General features: G+C 59.4%; 16 protein-coding genes. 1 reads left to right on the top strand and 15 read right to left on the bottom strand.

Features of this window, described 5'->3' with window-relative positions:
* Positions 1-3: 3 nt before the first annotated feature.
* Positions 4-1,176 (bottom strand): O-antigen ligase family protein, encoded by a 1,173-nt coding sequence (locus tag ACA056_RS02260; protein WP_497273482.1) that lies wholly within the window; start codon positions 1,174-1,176, stop codon positions 4-6.
* 151 nt (positions 1,177-1,327) lie between these two features.
* Between ACA056_RS02260 and ACA056_RS02255 the strand changes: the two genes are divergently transcribed.
* Positions 1,328-1,894 carry a BUD32 family EKC/KEOPS complex subunit gene (locus tag ACA056_RS02255; protein ID WP_497270186.1) on the top strand — a complete coding sequence of 189 codons (567 nt, stop codon included), beginning with the start codon at positions 1,328-1,330 and terminating at the stop codon, positions 1,892-1,894.
* Here ACA056_RS02255 and ACA056_RS02250 read toward each other — a convergent pair.
* From ACA056_RS02250 to waaF, 14 genes are all read right to left on the bottom strand, one after another.
* Positions 1,889-2,983, bottom strand: coding sequence for a glycosyltransferase (locus ACA056_RS02250; RefSeq protein WP_497270184.1), 1,095 nt, complete (start codon positions 2,981-2,983; stop codon positions 1,889-1,891). The two genes, ACA056_RS02255 and ACA056_RS02250, sit on opposite strands and share 6 nt — an antisense overlap.
* A 215-nt stretch (positions 2,984-3,198) precedes the next feature.
* Complete coding sequence (locus tag ACA056_RS02245) at positions 3,199-4,155, bottom strand: glycosyltransferase family protein (RefSeq protein ID WP_497270182.1); 957 nt, start codon at positions 4,153-4,155, stop codon at positions 3,199-3,201.
* The gene (locus ACA056_RS02240; protein ID WP_497270180.1) at positions 4,152-5,582 is read right to left on the bottom strand and encodes a PIG-L deacetylase family protein; all 1,431 of its coding nucleotides are present in this window, start codon (positions 5,580-5,582) and stop codon (positions 4,152-4,154) included. Before ACA056_RS02240 ends, ACA056_RS02245 begins: the two co-directional genes overlap by 4 nt.
* An 8-nt stretch (positions 5,583-5,590) precedes the next feature.
* Positions 5,591-6,487 (bottom strand): antimicrobial resistance protein Mig-14, encoded by an 897-nt coding sequence (locus ACA056_RS02235; protein ID WP_056746444.1) that lies wholly within the window; start codon positions 6,485-6,487, stop codon positions 5,591-5,593.
* Positions 6,487-7,617 (bottom strand): glycosyltransferase, encoded by a 1,131-nt coding sequence (locus ACA056_RS02230; protein ID WP_497270178.1) that lies wholly within the window; start codon positions 7,615-7,617, stop codon positions 6,487-6,489. Before ACA056_RS02230 ends, ACA056_RS02235 begins: the two co-directional genes overlap by 1 nt.
* Positions 7,601-9,358 (bottom strand): carbamoyltransferase family protein, encoded by a 1,758-nt coding sequence (locus tag ACA056_RS02225; RefSeq protein ID WP_046045679.1) that lies wholly within the window; start codon positions 9,356-9,358, stop codon positions 7,601-7,603. The genes ACA056_RS02230 and ACA056_RS02225 overlap by 17 nt, the downstream gene beginning before the upstream one ends.
* Positions 9,359-9,543: 185 nt before the next feature.
* Complete coding sequence (locus ACA056_RS02220) at positions 9,544-9,867, bottom strand: YceK/YidQ family lipoprotein (RefSeq protein ID WP_497273481.1); 324 nt, start codon at positions 9,865-9,867, stop codon at positions 9,544-9,546.
* Positions 9,868-10,078: 211 nt separating this feature from the next.
* A complete protein-coding gene (locus ACA056_RS02215) occupies positions 10,079-11,530 on the bottom strand; it encodes a lipopolysaccharide kinase InaA family protein (protein ID WP_497270176.1) in 1,452 nt (483 codons plus the stop codon).
* Positions 11,530-12,282, bottom strand: coding sequence for a lipopolysaccharide kinase InaA family protein (locus ACA056_RS02210; protein WP_497270174.1), 753 nt, complete (start codon positions 12,280-12,282; stop codon positions 11,530-11,532). The genes ACA056_RS02215 and ACA056_RS02210 overlap by 1 nt, the downstream gene beginning before the upstream one ends.
* On the bottom strand, positions 12,279-13,013 hold the full coding sequence (locus ACA056_RS02205; protein WP_497270172.1) for a lipopolysaccharide kinase InaA family protein: 735 nt from the start codon (positions 13,011-13,013) through the stop codon (positions 12,279-12,281). The genes ACA056_RS02210 and ACA056_RS02205 overlap by 4 nt, the downstream gene beginning before the upstream one ends.
* Complete coding sequence (gene rfaP, locus ACA056_RS02200) at positions 13,013-13,819, bottom strand: lipopolysaccharide core heptose(I) kinase RfaP (protein ID WP_497270170.1); 807 nt, start codon at positions 13,817-13,819, stop codon at positions 13,013-13,015. Before rfaP ends, ACA056_RS02205 begins: the two co-directional genes overlap by 1 nt.
* On the bottom strand, positions 13,819-14,940 hold the full coding sequence (locus ACA056_RS02195; RefSeq protein WP_223432815.1) for a glycosyltransferase family 4 protein: 1,122 nt from the start codon (positions 14,938-14,940) through the stop codon (positions 13,819-13,821). Before ACA056_RS02195 ends, rfaP begins: the two co-directional genes overlap by 1 nt.
* Positions 14,940-16,001 (bottom strand): lipopolysaccharide heptosyltransferase RfaC, encoded by a 1,062-nt coding sequence (gene rfaC, locus ACA056_RS02190; RefSeq protein WP_134419747.1) that lies wholly within the window; start codon positions 15,999-16,001, stop codon positions 14,940-14,942. Before rfaC ends, ACA056_RS02195 begins: the two co-directional genes overlap by 1 nt.
* Position 16,002: 1 nt before the next feature.
* Positions 16,003-17,037 carry a lipopolysaccharide heptosyltransferase II gene (waaF, locus tag ACA056_RS02185; RefSeq protein ID WP_497270168.1) on the bottom strand — a complete coding sequence of 345 codons (1,035 nt, stop codon included), beginning with the start codon at positions 17,035-17,037 and terminating at the stop codon, positions 16,003-16,005.

Raw genomic sequence — 17,037 nt, 5'->3', positions numbered from 1 at the left:
TCGTTAGGAAGAACGCGAAATTTTATCACAAACGTCGGAATTGACCCGCGACCATACCAACACACTGGCCAGGCCAACGGGTAACCAACTGATGAACCACTCGGCCCTTGGCGTTCCACTCAGGCTGGCCGCATCGAATTGCATGGCCAGGGATGAAAATACCCATATGCCGATGATGCCTTGGCCATATAGCGTTTCCCGGGCTTTCCAGGCCTCACGTAAAACTGCAAGCCATACCGCGCACCACAACAACAGCCCCGGCAGACCCAGTTCGATGGCGACATGAGTGAAGAGGTTATGGGCATGGTCAAAGGACAAGCCTTCGGCAAGCACTTTATAGTTGCCGCCTAGGCCCAGGCCGCGCCATGGGTGCTCGGAAATCATTTGCAAGCTTGCCATCAGGATTTGCGGACGATAGGAAACACCGCGAGCCATAACCAAAGGCTCGAAGAACCAGAAAGCCAACATCGCCACCGTCAACGCAGATACCGCAACGACGCGGCTGCGTCGATCGCGGCACCAGATCGGCATGACGAGTAACGTCAGGAACAACGCCAAGGCAGCACCACGACTCTGGCTAAGCACGACAAACACGCCAAGCAAACCCAGCGCTACGACCCAGGCCGCCTGCATCCAGAGCGTGCGCGGCACCCAATGAACAAGCCACACGGCCGCCAACCCAATAACGTAGCCACCCAGAATCGGGTGAGACAACTCGCCCAAACCTTCAACGCGCGCGTACCAGACGTTGCCATCGACCCCATAAAATTTGATGGTGGCAACCAAAGCAGTCAACGCCAGCCCAATACCGCCCCATTGCATGATACGAATGACTCGCTCGGGCCGGGTATTGGCAAAAACCGGAAAAAAAATCAGGAATACAATGATGTACAACAAACGCTTGGCTTCGCGACTCGGCTCGTCGACGTTCGTCCAGGAGAGACTAATCAATGACCAGACCAGCAGACCGAGCATCGGCAGGTAGACCCAGCGCTGCTCATATAGGAGTTCTCTGATCCGGGCCCGCGCTGGCCAGCTGAACACCATGGCCGGCAGCCATAGCAGTGCGACCAGCCCTTGCTGATAAAGTTTGTTGGTAGGCGCAACGGCGATAGCCAGCAAAAACCACAACAGACCCGACGTCATCCATACTTGCGCCCAACGTGTTTCTTGCATCAAATTGCTCCTTAGACAGCTCACCCTACCTAACCCGGCATGGTTAAAACCGAAACTTTTCGGCATCATTGCCCGCCACAGTGCCCGCGCAATTCCAACAAGGCTTTCTATGATGCAATGCTCCCGGCTTCCGCAAGACGCTTTAAATCAAATGATTGAAGCCGCCAGAGTACTGGAGGCCGACAGCTACGGCCCGAAAGTTTACCTGTTGCAGGATGGGAATATCCTGAAACTGTTTCGTCGCAAGCGTATTTTATCTTCCGCGATGTTTCGTCCGTACTCGAAACGCTTCATCGACAATGCCGCCCAACTGCACAAGCTTGGCGTACCCACCCTTCAGGTCCTGCAGTTCTATCGGCTGCAAACCCCAGGCATGACGGCGGTGCTTTACCAGCCCCTGCCAGGAGAAACCCTGCGCCAGATCGCCAGCAAGGAAGGGTTCAACTGGCAGCAGACACTGCCGGCTCTGGCGGGGCTGATACGTAGCCTTCATATGTCGGGGATCTACTTTCGCTCACTGCACCTGGGCAACATCGTGGTCACGCCGGACAACCGGATGGGCCTGATCGATGTGGCAGATATGCGTTTCTTGCGGGCGCCACTGCCCAAGCATCTGATCAAGCGCAACCTGCAGCATTTCGCCCGCTATATTGCGCGAGAGAACCTGAACGACAGCTTTCCAATGCAGGCACTCGAGCAAGCTGTTCTGCCATCATGAAAGCAACGCACGGGCCGTCTGACTGAAGTTCAGCCAGGCCTGGTCAGGGGCCAGTTCCTGATATTGGCCTGCCGCGATTTCTTTTGCAGAAACGCTAGACGCTCGCACAATAACATCGCTCCAGGCACTGACATCCTCTACGGGGGCATACCAACCCGTGTCGGCCAACTGCTCGCGAAACACTGGCAATTCGCTGGAAATGACTGGTACACCCGCCATCACCGCCTCTTGCATAATCAGTCCGAGGCCTTCGTCCAGCGAAGGGATAGCAACCCAGTCGAATGCCCTGTAAAGCCGCGCGGCATCATTCAGATGGCCGGGCAAGGACACACTCGCGCGCAACCCCAGGTGATCAATGCGTGATTGCAACGCTTCTCTGGAAGACCCTTCACCGATTATCACCAATCGCAAATCTGGCCGCTGTTTCAATGCGGAGGCAAAGGCCTCGATCAGACAGGCAAACCCCTTATCCTCCACCAATCGCCCCACCGCACCGAGCACAGGCGTGTCGTCCAGGGGCAATCCCAACCGGGCGCGGGCCTCCTCGCGAGGGAGTACCAAGGAGCGAAACGCGACAGGATCGAACGCACTACGCAATGTCATGACCGGCATTTGAAGGTCTCGGCCCAGCGAGGCGGCCAAGGTGTTCGACACTGCGACCAATGTCAGCTGGGACGTCGAGAACTGGTGGAAGAGGGCTCGATCTCCGGCACGAACTCGCGTGGAACCATGAACAATCACCACCGCGTGGATGTTTGGCAATGTTTTGAGAAGAGGTAAAAGTGTGCGAGCTACTCCCAAGCCATCGAGCAGCAAAAGGTGTGCCCCACTCTGCTTGAGGGCTCTCTTAAAAGAGGCCTGCATCCAGGGCTTCATCAGCCGCCAGAAATGCCGCCCTTTCAAACGGGCGGAGGACAGTTTCCATTCCCGGGTTTCGCCAACATTCACTCCAGACCCTGACGCGCTGCCCTGAAGCAACCAGGTCTTGACCGATGCGGTGGGGCCGGCCTGCGACAGTATCTGCTGATGAACCTTGTGAATCGATGCGAACGGCGCACCGCCGGACCACATAACGTTAAGGATGCTCATAAGGTAACAAGCCAACGCATGGAACTATGCAGGTACGCTGCGGCGCACTTAATTGATAAAACAGCCAATGCAGACTCCCAGCATTAGAGACAGTGCAAACTTGATGTGTTCGCGACGAACGCGCGCCTTGCGCTGATGCTCAATCGACAGCTGTACGTGGAGGTCAAAACCGGCATGCCGAACGACATCTCCTTCCAGCGTCATAGAAACCCTTGTCAAACGCCCAGTTTCAGACGCACTTTTTCCAGCAGACTCAACGGTGCGTGAGGACGCAATGCTGGTTCTAGCTCCTCGACAATACGCTTCCCGATACGCGCAAAGCTGAACTGGCCAACCACCAGTTCGCGACCATTGCGAGCGATACGCTGCGCCAGCTCCGGGTCAGCCCGTAGCTTCGCGAGTTTTTCCTGAAGCTGCGGGATACTTTGATAGAAAACAACGTTGTGCATATCGTGCAAACCCAGCGCGCTGCTTTCAGCCGCGCCTTGGTCATAAGCCAGTAACACACAACCACACGCCATGGCCTCGAAATTCTTGATCATGAATTCGCCCATACCGACGTCGGCGCTGACGAAGTAGCGAATACGGTTAAGCGTATCGCAGTATTCCTCACCCGACTTGGTACGCGTCACCACCAGTGGTTCGACGCGCGCCAACTCATCGAGCAGTGCTTTGCGACCGCTATAGGCGACACTGTTGGTACTGCCTACAAATGCCAGTTCTATATCTCGCTCACGACCTTGATCTTGCAGCAGCGACTGGTCGTATCCCTTGGGAACAAACACCGCATCGAAACCTTCCTCGCGCAGGCGGTCGGCGACCATGAAACCCGAGCTGATCACCCGCGCCCAAGGCAGCTTGCGGTAATGCGCGCTGAACTTGCCGGTGTACTTGCACGGGATGTAATTCTGGTACGCATCGTGTTCCAGAATAACCAGATTGGGCAGGGTTTGGATGAACCTCACCTGTCTGATCTCTTTTTTGAAACGCAGGAAAAAAACAATCCGGTCGTAACGGGTCACATCGACATGCTTGCGAAAATACCCTCGCAAGTCGTCCTGCTCCGCGCTGGTCAGCTCACGCTTGTCGCAGTCGCAGTGCTCGGCGATACCGTCATACAGTCGATCGAGGATCGCTCGCTGCTCTTTCTGCACCAGAAACAGAACTTTCAATTGGTCTCTCTCTTTCCAGACAGCTCTTGGACCCAGAATAATTCGTGGCGTCGCACCGCTTTACGGAAGAACTCGTTTTCGCCGAAAGCCGGCCAGCGTCGGGCCGCCAGACAACGTTGGATCGCCCGGCGAAGTAGACGCTTGAGGGGAAGTCGGGGCTGAAGGTCGTGCATCATGCCTAACGACATAGCCTTGTGCCACTGTTTTTCAGCCGACAGACAAAGCGCCCAAGGACGCAACGGTTCGTGATTATTGATCTGTGGCGGCAGTGTCACACCGGTCCCGGCATCACCCATTGGCCAGCGATCGTTGTCGTGTAGATGATTGGCGTAATGCAATAAGGTTTCGGGCTGCCAAGCTGTACCGTTCAGTGCCTGCATCACCGCTTGCTGTGAGCATAGATGGTCTGGGTGCGGGTCGAAACGCGGATGTGGCAAAACGATGACCTGAGGCTGGATACGCTCGATCAACTCACTCAGGTCGGCCACAAGATTGTTCCAGGACGGTAGGCCATCGACGTCACTGCCCAGGGCAAACGGATTGAACCGTCGAAAATATCGGGTATCACCAAGCTGCGCCTCACGGGACGCCACGGCCTCGGTCGGCGCGCCTTGCATGGCGGACAATTGCAGGCAGAAATACCCCAACTGAATACAGCGTTCCTGAGGTACGCCGCCCCACAGCGGCACGCTGATGCTATCCCAGGCGCGAAGCGAGCCTTTCAACCGGGACGCTTCGACGCCATTGAGCCCCATCTGCTGATAGTGCCCGGCCTCGATTTCACCGGCGGTCAAGGTCACGATCCAGCTTTGACTGGCGCTGCTGTACAAACCGAATGCGGCCAACTCGGCATCGTCGGCGTGGGGCGCGATCACCATCACCCGCTGACGGCTGTAATCCGGATGCTCGAACGCCCTGAGCACCGGCTCACCCAGCAGTCGGCAGAAACGCCCACGCAGGCGTAACTCACCTTGGGACAGAACCTGCGCCTGACCACTGAGGTTGAGGTAACGCAGGCCGTTCACACCACGCTCGAAGGTTTGTCGGTCCGGGTTATCCCCCCCCGACAACTCGACCACGGGATCGATGAAGCGCCCCAGCCAGGTGCTTTTTATCCGCAGCGCCAACACCAGAGTGGCGTCGTCGACCAGCATGACGCCGTCGTCCAGGCGCAAACGTTCACCGTCAAGGTGAACCTTGGGCTGCTGGGTGTACGGTGGAAAGCTGTATTGATAATCGTCTTTGGGCGAGTAAAACAGGTGGTCGGCGAACCAGGCTTCGTGGGCAATCCAACCCAGAACCGCGAGTACCAATGGCAGCCACCAGGTCACCAGCACACCCATGGCAATCAATAGCACCAGCGCGATGAGCAGACCGATGCGTTTGGTGCGCCGATGGCGCTTGAGCAATTGCTGTTTGCGGTTCATGGGCTGGCTCATACGGTGAACACCGGCACAGGATTGCACCAGCGATCCTTGTATTCACGATCGGCGCGACCGAAAGAAAAGCGCAACGGTTTGTCCAACGCCCGGGCATGTTCCCAGGCGCTTTGCGTATTGAGAAAACTCAACACGCTGCCCGGACTGAATTCGCGGGTTTCGGGATCGACGCCGCCATTGATGTACTCGACGCTGATCCACTGCGGTGTCTCGACACGGTAGACCAGTTGAATCGCTATTGGCGCATCGTTGAGGAAAATCACCGAGCCGATCAGCAAATCACGCAGCAACTCGATGACCTCCGCCATGCGCTCGGCCCCCGTCGCCGGAAAACCCCAGCGACGCTGGAACAGGTCGCAATAGATCGCAGCCAGTTCACTGCTGGAAAACTCCGCGACCGGCCGGACCACTCCGCCCGCTTCCTCCAGCAATCGCAATTCACGGCGCTGGTTGTAGCGAAACTTCTTCGACAGTTCTTCGGGAGTGCGGGCCATCGCCAGCTGTTCTGCCTGCAACTTGATGCCAGTGAAGCGGCCTTCATTCAGTGCCGACAGGTAGCGCCCACGATGACGCAGCGGCGCTTGTGCATCGGCAGCGGCCGGCAGAATGAACTCGGCATTACCGAGATCGAACAGGCCTTTTTTACCGCAGCGCTTGAGCACATCCTTGGACAAGGCGAGGTCGCGGCCCCAGGTCGGGATCGCGGCTTTGACTTCACCGTTTTGCTCCCAGGCCAGGTAGCGCACAGGAATGTCGGCCAATTGCGCCAGTCGCTCGACCACCATGGGATGAGTGGCGACGCTGCCGCCATATCGTTGCCAGGCCTCGGCATATGTTGAGGCGTCGACTACCGCCCAGCCACGTTCGCGCCAGCCTTGAAATCGGTTGAGCATCAGCCCCTCGGTGCCAGTTCGGTAACGTGCGGCAAACGCCAGAAAGCATCGCGCACCGCGCGGTCGGAGAAGCGCTCACGCAAGCGATCGAGCATCAGCTCAGCACACTGGTGACGTTGCTGCTCGTCCATCGCGGCCAGATGTTGCAGCCCTTGAGCCAAGTGTTCGGCATCGCCCAGCGGGAATAGAATACCGACGCCCTCGACCACTTCCTTCGCCCCACCACATGCCGTGGCGAGCAAGGGCACACCGGCAGCCATGGCCTCGAGCAGCACCATGCCGAACGGTTCGTGATCGGAACTCAGTGCAAACACATCGAAGGCACGGAAATATCGCCGAGCCTCAGGCACCTGACCGAGGAACAGCACGCGGTCGCCGATACCCAGCTCACGGGCCAGGGCCTTGAGGTCCTGTTCCAGTCGACCGGCACCGAGAATCACCAACTGGCTGCTGGCCGGCAAACCCGGCAACGCTGCAGCAAAACCGTGCAGCAGCGTGGTCTGATCCTTGTCCGGATGCAGCCGTCCGACATTGCCGACAACCCAGGCATCCGACGCCAGGCCGAGGGTTTCCCGGGCCTCGCGAACCGACACCTGACTGTCCTGCAAGGTCTGCACATCGATACGGTTATAGAGCGTCTGAATCCGCGCCGCCGGCCACTTCGGCAGGCAATGACGCATGTCGTCGCGCACGGCATCGGAAACCCCGAGCAGGCTCAGGCGCTTGCGGAAAATATTCGCGAAGAGTTTGCGCGTGCCACGTTTGTAATCGTCAAACGCATGATGCACGCCAATCACCGGCAACGACGTGCCGAGCAAGGCGATATAAATAGGTTTGAAACGGTGAGCGATGCAAAAACTGAAATTGCGCGAGGCGGCGATCTTGCGCAGATCACTGATGGCGCCCAGCTTCAGGCCACGAATGGCCTTGGAGCTGTATTCCATGAACAGCACTTCATCGGAAGCGCAGCCCGCGGCGACTTCGGCATCGGCAGCCCCGGTCAGAAACACCGTGGTCACTCGATAACCGGTCCCCGCGAACAGGCTGGCGTACTGCCGGGCGCAGTCCAGAAACGGCCCGTCATAGCCGTGACAGAACTGCAGCACATGGCGTTCAGCCGAGCGTGTCATATGCGTCCGCGCCCTCTTTGACCACCAGGATGTCTTCCATGATCAGATACTGTAGATCGGAACCGAAGAACATGTTCAGGGCGTCCGTCGGCGAGCAGATCATCGGTTCGCCACGACGGTTGAGTGAGGTGTTCAACGACACGCCGTTACCGGTCAGCACTTCCAGCGCCTTCATCATGTCGTAGTAGCGCGGGTTGTATTCGCGCTTGAGCACCTGGGCCCGCGACGTGCCGTCTTCATGGACGACTTCCGGCACGCGGGTCTTCCACTCTTCCGCCACTTCAAAGGTGAAGGTCATGAACGGCGCCGGGTGATCGATCTTGATCATCTGCGGTGCAACGGTGTCGAGCATCGACGGGCAGAAAGGCCTCCAGCGCTCGCGGAACTTGATCTGGTGGTTGATGCGGTCAGCCACGCCAGTCGCACTCGGGCAACCAATGATCGAACGACCGCCCAAGGCGCGCGGACCGAATTCCATGCGGCCCTGGAACCAGGCCACCGGGTTGCCATCGACCATGATTTTGGCGATGTTTTCCGGCATGTTCTCAAGCTTGCGCCATACCGGCTTGCTCGGGTGACGGGCACACGCGGCGAGCACGTCTTCGTTGGTGTATGACGGACCGAGGTAGACGTGTTCCATCTTCTCGACCGGCACACCACGGGCGTGGGACACATAGGCCGCCGCGCCGACCGCGGTGCCGGCATCGCCGGACGCAGGCTGTACGAACAGTTCTTTGACGTCATCGCGAGCGATGATTTTCTGGTTGAGCTTGACGTTCAACGCACAGCCACCGGCGTAGGCCAGTTTGCCGGTTTCCTTGAGCACGTCGCCCAGGTAATGGTCGATCATCTGCAGCGAGATTTTTTCGAACAGCGCTTGAATGCTCGCGGCGTAGTGGATGTACGGCTCGTCGGCGATGTCGCCTTCGCGCTTCGGTCCCAGCCACTCGATCAGCTTCGGCGAGAAGTAGTAGCCTTTACCCTTCTCTTTGTAGCGACGCAGGCCGATGACGTTGGCGTAGTCGGTATTGATCACCAGCTCGCCGTTTTCGAACGAAGCCAGGCGCGAGAAATCGTATTTGCTGGCGTCGCCATACGGCGCCATGCCCATGACCTTGAACTCGCCATCGAGCATATCGAAACCGAGGAACTCGGTGATCGCGCCGTACAGGCCGCCAAGGGAGTCCGGATCGAAGAATTCCTTGATCTTGTGGATCTTGCCGTTCTCGCCGTAACCGAAGAAGGTCGTGGCGTACTCGCCTTTGCCGTCGATCCCGAGGATCGCGGTTTTCTCTTTGAAACCGGAGCAGTGGTAAGCACTGGAGGCGTGGGCCAGGTGATGCTCGACCGGCTCGATCTTGATTTTTTTCGGATCGAAGCCCAGTTGCTCGAGGCACCAGACAATCTTGTTGCGATAGCGCTTGTAGCGACGGTTGCCCATCAGGATCGCGTCAAGAGCGCGGTCCGGGGCGTACCAGTAACGCTTGGCGTACTGCCAGCGAGCCTTGCCGAACAGGCTGATCGGCGCGAACGGAATCGCTACCACATCAACGTCGGATGGCTTGATGCCAGCCTGCTCGAGGCAGAACTTCGCCGACTCGTAAGGCATGCGGTTCTTTGCATGTTTATCGCGCACAAAGCGCTCTTCCTCAGCCGCCGCGACCAGCTTGCCGTCGATGTACAACGCTGCGGAAGGATCATGGCTAAGGGCGCCGGACAGGCCAAGAATCGTCAATGCCACTGGGGTCTAGCCTCTTTAGTCTGCATGCAGGCGCAAGGCGCCTCAAAGATTAATGTGCCCTCGCAAAGGGCGAGTGGCAGCTAAAGGGCGGGATTATAGCGTAAACATGGCGGGAATGACCCAGCGCATATTGCCCCCGTAAAGATGATCCGGGCGAAAGCAGGCGGCATTGCTCATCCGCGGCCTCACCTCCAGTAAATACTGATATTGCCGTCGGTAGCTTGGCGGTAAACCGTATAGGGCAAGAGCACGGTGTCGAAAAAACCCGAGAGGGTGAAATCCGCCAACACGAACGGCAAAAGAAAACCCGTGGGATCAGGCGCTGCGTTTAACACGCAAAAGTCGTAGGCCAGGCCGCTGTAGATGCGCGGGATGGATTGACAGTAGGTCTTTTGCTTTCTAAGGCTACGAGCCGCATCCTCGTCATCCTGCAGTACCGTAACAGCGGTCCCGCAGCCTGATAAAACCAGTGCAAAAGTGCTCAGTAACACCGTCATTTTTATCGTCAAAATCTGCCCTCCGTGAACGTCAGGCAAACTAGCATCGTGGCGATTCAGGGCACAGTTCATGACATCTTCAGATCATGTAGGACAATTCATAAGAACTTGTCCCTTAATCTCGGGTGACTGTTCTGACCCCATCGCGAGCAAGCTCGCTCCCACAGGGGTTCTGTGTCGCAACGGAGAACCACTGTGGGAGCGAGCCTGCTCGCGAAGGGATTCAGGCAGCGCTGGAGATGTCTTTGGGAAGACGCCGATCAATGACCTGATACAGCGCACTGCTCTCAGGCCAGTTACGCATGAACCTTGCCCGATCCCGCGCATAGGCCGGGGCGAAGCTGTTGAGCGAGGCGTGCTGACACATCGAATCCAGATCAATCAGCGCCCAGCGATCGTGCTGCCAGAACAGGTTATGCCCCTTGAAATCCCCGTGACTGATCCGCTCGCCAATCAGCTCGGCAAACAAATGATCCAGCGCCAGCAATTCGGCTTCCGGTGCCTCACCGCTTTCAACATAAGGGGCAAAGCGCTCGATGATGTCCGGCCCCGGCAAATACTCGGTCACCAGATAAGCCCGACTGCGCAACCAGAGAAAACGCTTCTCCAGCAACGCCAACGGCTTGGGCGTGGCAATGCCGAGAAACGCCAGGCGATTGCCTTCACGCCAAGAGTGCCAGGCACGGCTCGGGCGCCAGAAGCGTTTGAGCCAGTGGGCAAAACCTTTGATGTTGTAGCGCTTGATCACCAGCGTACGACCAGCCACCTCGACCTTGCCGACGCTCGCCGCACCGCCGGTCTTGTACAGATGGCCCTGATCGAGCAGCGCATCGGCCTGCGCCAGCACCGGCAGCATCGCCGCTTCTTCCTCGCGGCGAATCGCCCGTAAGCCGAACGCTCCGCGCTGGACACTGAACAGCGTGCATTCGCGGCCGACCTTGATCAGGAAGTCCTTCAGGCGCCAGCTGCGCACCTTGCTGATCTGCTTCTGCAACGCTTCCATCGGCAAGGCATGCTCGCCGTTGCTCAGCAGGTAATACACCAGCAACTCTTCGGTATAGGGTTCCAGCGTCTTGGGCAACTGGGCAAAAAACACCCCGAGGTTCTCCAGGACTTTCTGCCGCGAGAGCGGTTGGCCCGGCGTCTCCGTGCGGATTCCGGCACCGTCGATCAAATACAGCCGACCGCCCTGGCGCAACAGGTTGTCCAGGTGCAGGTCTTCCTGCCACAGGCCCTTGCGGTGCAATTGACCAATCGCACCCAGCGCATCGGCCAATACCGCCGATTGCTCATCCGCCAGCATCGGCAAGTGTTCGACCTGTTTCCAGGCATCCCCAAGGCTGTCGGCGCCTTCAAGGAAATCAAACAGCAGCCAACCACCCTCGCCGTCCTTCAGGCCATCAGCCAGCAGCAACGGCGTGGTCAACCCCTGAGCCGCCAGCAACCGCACGCCGTCCAGTTCACGCTGGAAATGCCGCGCCGCTTTGCTGCCGACCAACAACTTGGCCAGTACCGGCCGCCCACGCCAGACGCCGGCACCGACATAACGCTGCCCCGGCAACACCCGCAACAGACTCAGCAACTGCAGCTCGGCAGGGCCGGCGGCATCGGCCAGTGGAATGTTCAGCGGCAGGCTCGGGCTGCGGCCAGCGTTTTTCAGCTCGGACAAACGCATCAGCGCGTCTCCTTGTGAGTGCGCCGCGCGGTCAGTCGCGCAAGCCAGCTGTCGATCAGCGAACTGTCTTGCGATTGATCCAGATAGGCAGCCAGCAGCTCGCGCAACTGCGCTTCGCTCCACTCAGGCGCCCGACGCAGCAACGGCTCCAGGTCTTTGGCCCGGTCGCGCAGACCAAACAGCAACGGCCGGGTCTTTTCCAGGTCGATCAGTTGGGCCAGGTAGCCGTCGCCGGTGGCCTGGAGAAAAATGTGCTTGGGGTAGAAGCAACCGTGAACCTGACGCGCGCCGTGCAGGCGCCGAGCCAATTGCCCACAGGCCTTCAGAATGGCCGAATGCTGCGCCGAACTCAGGTCCGACCAGCGCTGCAACAGCGAATCCAGGTCATCCCAACCGTCCAGGGCACGGGTCAGCAGAATCGCCCTGACTTCGCCGTTGACCTTGCGCTCACCGAAAAACGCCGCCTTCAGCGCTGGAATACCGAACTTTTCATAGCGACTGATATTGCGAAACTCACGGGCAAAGCTCGGCTCGCCAAAGGGCGCATGCAAGGTGCGCATCTGGTAATTGCTCTGGCGTTTGAGGTAGTAGCCATGACCTTCCAGATCCAGCCGAAACACGCTGCTCCAGCCACCGCGAGCGGTGTTGGGCTCGTCCACAGCGTCGAGCTGCTTGGCCCAGAGTGCGTCAAAGGTGCCGAGGCCGTGACGCTCAAGCAGCGCACGGTCTTCAGCCGCCAGAAAATCAGTCATTCGCGCCCCTCGAAAAATCTCACCACGTGCCGGATCCGTTTTTTATCGGCGGCATTCAGCCGATCACACTGGCGGTATTGCAGGTAAAAGCGCAGGCGCTGGGTAGCCGACAAGTGATACTTGGCGACCTTGTCCAGGCAGGCCAGGTCCTTGGTGATCCGGTACTTGAGCCAGAAGCCGCGCCAGAAATCGCCATTGGGGCAGTCGATCAAAAACAGCCGGGGCTCATCGTCGATCAGCAGGTTGCGCCACTTCAAATCGTTATGGGTGAAGCGGTGGTCGTGCATGGTCCGGGTATAACCCGCCAGCTGCCGGCTGACGTTATCGACCCAGGCGCGGTCCGCCAGCTTAGGATCATGCCGCTCGGCCAGGGCCGACAAGTCTTCAGTGTGCGGCAGCTCACGGGTGATCATCGCCCCGCGATCGTACGCCGCACCGCGACGCTCCAGGCCCCAGGCCACCACTTCGGCGGTAGGAATGCCCCACTTGGCGAAGCGCTTGAGGTTCTGCCACTCGGCTTTCACCCGAGGCTTGCCCAGGTAACGGCGCAGACCTTTGCCCGCACCCACGTAGCGTTTGACGTAATAGTTGACGCCATTGCGCTGGACGCGAATGACCTCGGACAACAAGTCGCGGGTCAGGCGTTCCCCCTGAAGCGCAAACACAGCCTCAAGGCTGCCGAAATCTTCTGCCAGATCGCTGTACTCAGGCTCCAGTTTCCAACCCGCCATCAGAGCGCATCCCCGTATCGCTGTTTACGGTCGTAAAGTTTGTTGGCCTTGCCTTCGAGCCAGGTGAGCAACCCGGCTTCCTCGCCCAGGATCTGGCGCAGGGGCCGCTGGAAATAGCCCTTGAGGAAACGCAGCTTGTCGCGGCGGGTCAGGCCAATGTCCAGGGCCGAAAAGTACAGCGCCGCCAGATCCTTGTTGCGCCAGCGTTGGGTAATCGTCGGACGGGTCTGGGCTCGGTGCAGGTCGATCACCGAGAGCTTGAAATCGTCAGCCGTCACCGGTTTGTCGGTGTGCAGCAGAAAGTGGCAGATGTAGCAGTCGCGATGGTTGACCCCGGCACGGTGCATCATGCCGGTCATGCGCGCGACTTCGGCGATCAGTGCACGCTTGAGTTTTGGCTCTGGCGGGTGCTTGACCCAGTCGATGCTGAAGTCTTCAAGGCTGACCGTGGGCGCCAGCTCTTCGGTGACGATGAACGAATGCTGGTCCGCCGGGTTGCTGCCCTTCTCGCCATAAGCCACGGCGGTCATGGTCGGCACGCCGACTTCTTGCAGGCGCTGAATGGCCTTCCATTCCTGGCCGGCACCGAGCACCGGCAGCTTGGCCGTGAGCAGGTTCTTGAAGATCTCGCCCCAGCCAATGCCACGGTGGATCTTCACGAAAAAGCCACTGCCATTGACTTCGGTACGCAGGGTCCGGCGCGCTTCAAGTTCGCGGTATACCTCGCCCTGGAGACCCTCGACTTCGACAAACGGGTCACGTCCGGCCCAGAGGCTCTTGAACGGTTCAGCCAGCATCAACTTCATTAAGCGTGCTCCGCCAGAATCACATCGGCCGCGTGCTGCGGCATGCTGTAGAGGTCGGCCGTCTCGGCAAAGGCCAGACCGTTGCGGCTCCAGGCCGCCCGTGCTTGAGCGTCGTTCAACATACCGGTCAGGTACTGAGTCAGCTGTGCCTGATCGAAAGGCTCATCCAGCACCAGGCCGGCGTCGGCCTCGGCGATGTAATGGGCGTAACCACACACCGCACTCACCAGCACCGGCAACCCGGCCACCAGGGCTTCGAGCAACACGGTCCCGGTGTTTTCGTTGTACGCCGGGTGAATCAACAGATCGGCGCCAAGCAGAAAACGCGGGATGTCGCTGCGGCCCTTGAGGAACGTCACGTTATCGCCGAGCCCTAGCGTGGCGCTCTGCATCTGGAATAATTTGGGGTCGTCCTGGCCAATTACAAACAGTCGGGTGCGTTTCTTCAGATCAGCGGGCAATGCGGCCAACGCCTTGAGGCTGCGATCCACGCCTTTCGTCTTGAACCCGGAGCCGATTTGCACCAGCAGCAGGTCATCGTCTTTCAGGTTGAATTCGCGACGGAATTCGGCACGGATCTCGGCGGCATTGGCCGGCGCGCGACGGTCCTGAGAGATACCCGGCGGTAGCAGATGGAAGCGTTCAAGCGGCGTGTCGTAATGCTTGATAAACAGCGGCTGCTGGACTTCGGAAATCATCAGCACTTCGGTCTTGGCATCCTTGGCGAACACCGCGCGCTCGTACTCGGCGAAGTGCCGGTAGCGGCCCCAACGACGGTACAGCGAGTTGCGCAGGTTCTGCGCCTTGTCTTCGAAGCAGCCGTCGGCGGCGTAGTAGACGTCCAGACCCGGCATTTTGTTGAAGCCGATCAAACGGTCCACCGGACGCTTGGCCAGATCCGCTTCCATCCATTCGCTGAGTTTCTCGTTGCGTCGATGATTGAAGAACGCCTTGACCGGCGCCACCAACACTTCGAATCCCGGTGGAATGTCGCCTTCCCAGATCAGCGTGTAGACCCGAATCTGATGGCCGCGTTGCTGACATTCCAGGGCGATGCGCATGAAATCGCGCTGCAACCCCCCGAATGGAAAGTACTTGTACAAGACGAATGCCAATTGCATCAGCGCAGCTCCTCAGCCAGTAACAACGTGCTCAGTCGGGTCGCGACACGCTCGGGATTCAGACGCGTGAAGCACAGGGGCCACTCGCGTTTAAGGTCAAACTGACGGGCATCTTCGGCCGTCGGTTGATACGTACATTTCTTTTGCATACACGGCGCACAGGGGAAATCGCTGGCGATGTGAATCTGCGCTTTACCGTAGGCACCGGTCAGGCCCGGGTTGGTCGGGCCGAACAGCGATATCGTCGGCACGTCCAGTGCAGCGGCGAGGTGACCGAGACCGGTGTCCACCGCCACGCACGCTTGCGCACCGGCCAGTACTTTGCCGACACCCGCCAGGTTCAGCTTGGGCAGCACTTCGACATGCCTCATGTCTTTGGCGATGCGCTCGGCCCGGGCTTTCTCGATCGGATTGCCCCACGGCAACTTCACCGCGACACCGAGATAGCCGACGCGCTCGGCCAACTCGCGCCAGTAGGCTTCAGGCCAGTGCTTGGTGTCCCACGTGGTGCCGTGCAGGAACACCACGTAAGGATTCTTGCGCGGCAATTCCACCAGTCGCTCGACGTTCAGGCCGTAATCGCCCAAGCCTTTTGGCAGGTCGTAACCCAGGGCCACAGCAAATAGCTGACGCACCCGCTCCACCGCGTGTTGCCCACGGGCCACGGCCAGACGCCGGGAATAGAAGCGTGCGGCAATCGGCTCGCGGGCCGAGTTTTTATCCAGCCCGGCCACCGGGGCTTTGGCGTATCGGGTCAGCAAGGCACTTTTCAGCAGGCCTTGGGCATCGATCACCAAGTCGTATTTGTTGGCGCGAACGCTTTGCTTGAAGCGCTTCCACTCGCCACTCTTGATCGTCTGCCAGATGTTTTTGCGCCAGCGACGGATCGCCACCGGAATCACCTTGCCCACGGCCGGGTGCCAGGTCGGGATTTCGGCGAAGCCCTCTTCCACCACCCAGTCGAACTGGATGCCGGGGATCGCCCGCGCCGCGTCGGTCAGCGCCGGCAACGCGTGAATCACGTCGCCCAGCGAAGAAGTCTTGATCAGCAGTACCCGCAAACTATTTGACCTCGACCACAGTGCCCTGCAAACGCTGCAAGGCTTCGTTCACCGCTTGCGGCATGAGCTGGCGCAAGCAGTTGTAATGACCGAAACGGCACGTGCGATCGAAGCAGGGGCTGCATTCGATGCCCAGGCGCACGATCTCGACGTGCTCGGCCAGTGGCGGCGTGAAACCCGGCGACGTCGAGCCGTAGACGGCCACCAACGGGCGATTCAGCGCGGCGGCGACGTGCATCAGGCCGGAGTCGTTGGACACCACCGCGTCGGCGCAGGACATCAGGTCGATGGCTTCGGCCAGGGAGGTGCCGCCACTGAGGTTCACCGACTCTTCACGCAGGCCGGGAATCAGCCGCGAGCGGATGTCTTCGCCGACGGCGTGATCGTTTTTCGAACCGAACAGCCAGACCTGCCAGCCTTCGCGAATCTTCGCTTCGGCAACTTTGGCGTAGTGCTCCGACGGCCAGCGCTTAGCCTCGCCAAACTCGGCACCGGGGCACAGCACCAGCACCGGGCGGTCGAGGGCCAGGCCGAACTTGGCCATTGCCGCTTCGCGAGTGACCGGGTCAATCTGCAGGCTCGGCCGTGGATAAGGTGTCGGCAGCTCGGCACTGGGCTCGTAAGCCAGGGCCATGAAGCGTTCGATCATCAGCGGGTAACGTTCTTTATCCAGCGTGCGCACGTCATTGAGCAGGCCGTAGCGGAACTCGCCACGCCAGCCGGTACGTTTCGGGATGCCGGCGAAGAACGGCACCAATGCCGACTTCAGGGAATTGGGCAGCAGGATCGCCTGGTCGTACTGGCCGGCCAGGGATTTGCCGATGCGCCGACGCGTCGCCAGCTCCAAAGCACCGTGACCGAGCGGAAAGCTCAAGGCCTGGCGTACTTCGGGCATGCGCTCAAGAATCGGCCGGCTCCACTCGGGGGCCAGCACGTCGATTTCGCATTGCGGGTGGCGCTGCTTGAGACACTGAAACAGTGTCTGCGCCATCACCATGTCACCGACCCAACTGGGCCCAACGATCAGAATTTTCAT

It is taken from the genome of Pseudomonas sp. LBUM1666 (assembly GCF_059695775.1).
Note: the sequence above shows the minus strand (reverse complement) of the source record. Positions and strands in the feature narration are given on the sequence as shown.

Coding starts and splice junctions, on each gene's coding strand:
- ACA056_RS02260 (WP_497273482.1), bottom strand. CDS start 1,176: ATGCAAGAAACACGTTGGGCGCAAGTATGGATGACGTCGGGTCTGTTG.
- ACA056_RS02255 (WP_497270186.1), top strand. CDS start 1,328: ATGATTGAAGCCGCCAGAGTACTGGAGGCCGACAGCTACGGCCCGAAA.
- ACA056_RS02250 (WP_497270184.1), bottom strand. CDS start 2,983: ATGAGCATCCTTAACGTTATGTGGTCCGGCGGTGCGCCGTTCGCATCG.
- ACA056_RS02240 (WP_497270180.1), bottom strand. CDS start 5,582: ATGAACCGCAAACAGCAATTGCTCAAGCGCCATCGGCGCACCAAACGC.
- ACA056_RS02235 (WP_056746444.1), bottom strand. CDS start 6,487: ATGCTCAACCGATTTCAAGGCTGGCGCGAACGTGGCTGGGCGGTAGTC.
- ACA056_RS02230 (WP_497270178.1), bottom strand. CDS start 7,617: ATGACACGCTCGGCTGAACGCCATGTGCTGCAGTTCTGTCACGGCTAT.
- ACA056_RS02215 (WP_497270176.1), bottom strand. CDS start 11,530: ATGCGTTTGTCCGAGCTGAAAAACGCTGGCCGCAGCCCGAGCCTGCCG.
- ACA056_RS02210 (WP_497270174.1), bottom strand. CDS start 12,282: ATGACTGATTTTCTGGCGGCTGAAGACCGTGCGCTGCTTGAGCGTCAC.
- ACA056_RS02205 (WP_497270172.1), bottom strand. CDS start 13,013: ATGGCGGGTTGGAAACTGGAGCCTGAGTACAGCGATCTGGCAGAAGAT.
- rfaP (WP_497270170.1), bottom strand. CDS start 13,819: ATGAAGTTGATGCTGGCTGAACCGTTCAAGAGCCTCTGGGCCGGACGT.
- ACA056_RS02195 (WP_223432815.1), bottom strand. CDS start 14,940: ATGCAATTGGCATTCGTCTTGTACAAGTACTTTCCATTCGGGGGGTTG.
- waaF (WP_497270168.1), bottom strand. CDS start 17,037: ATGAAAATTCTGATCGTTGGGCCCAGTTGGGTCGGTGACATGGTGATG.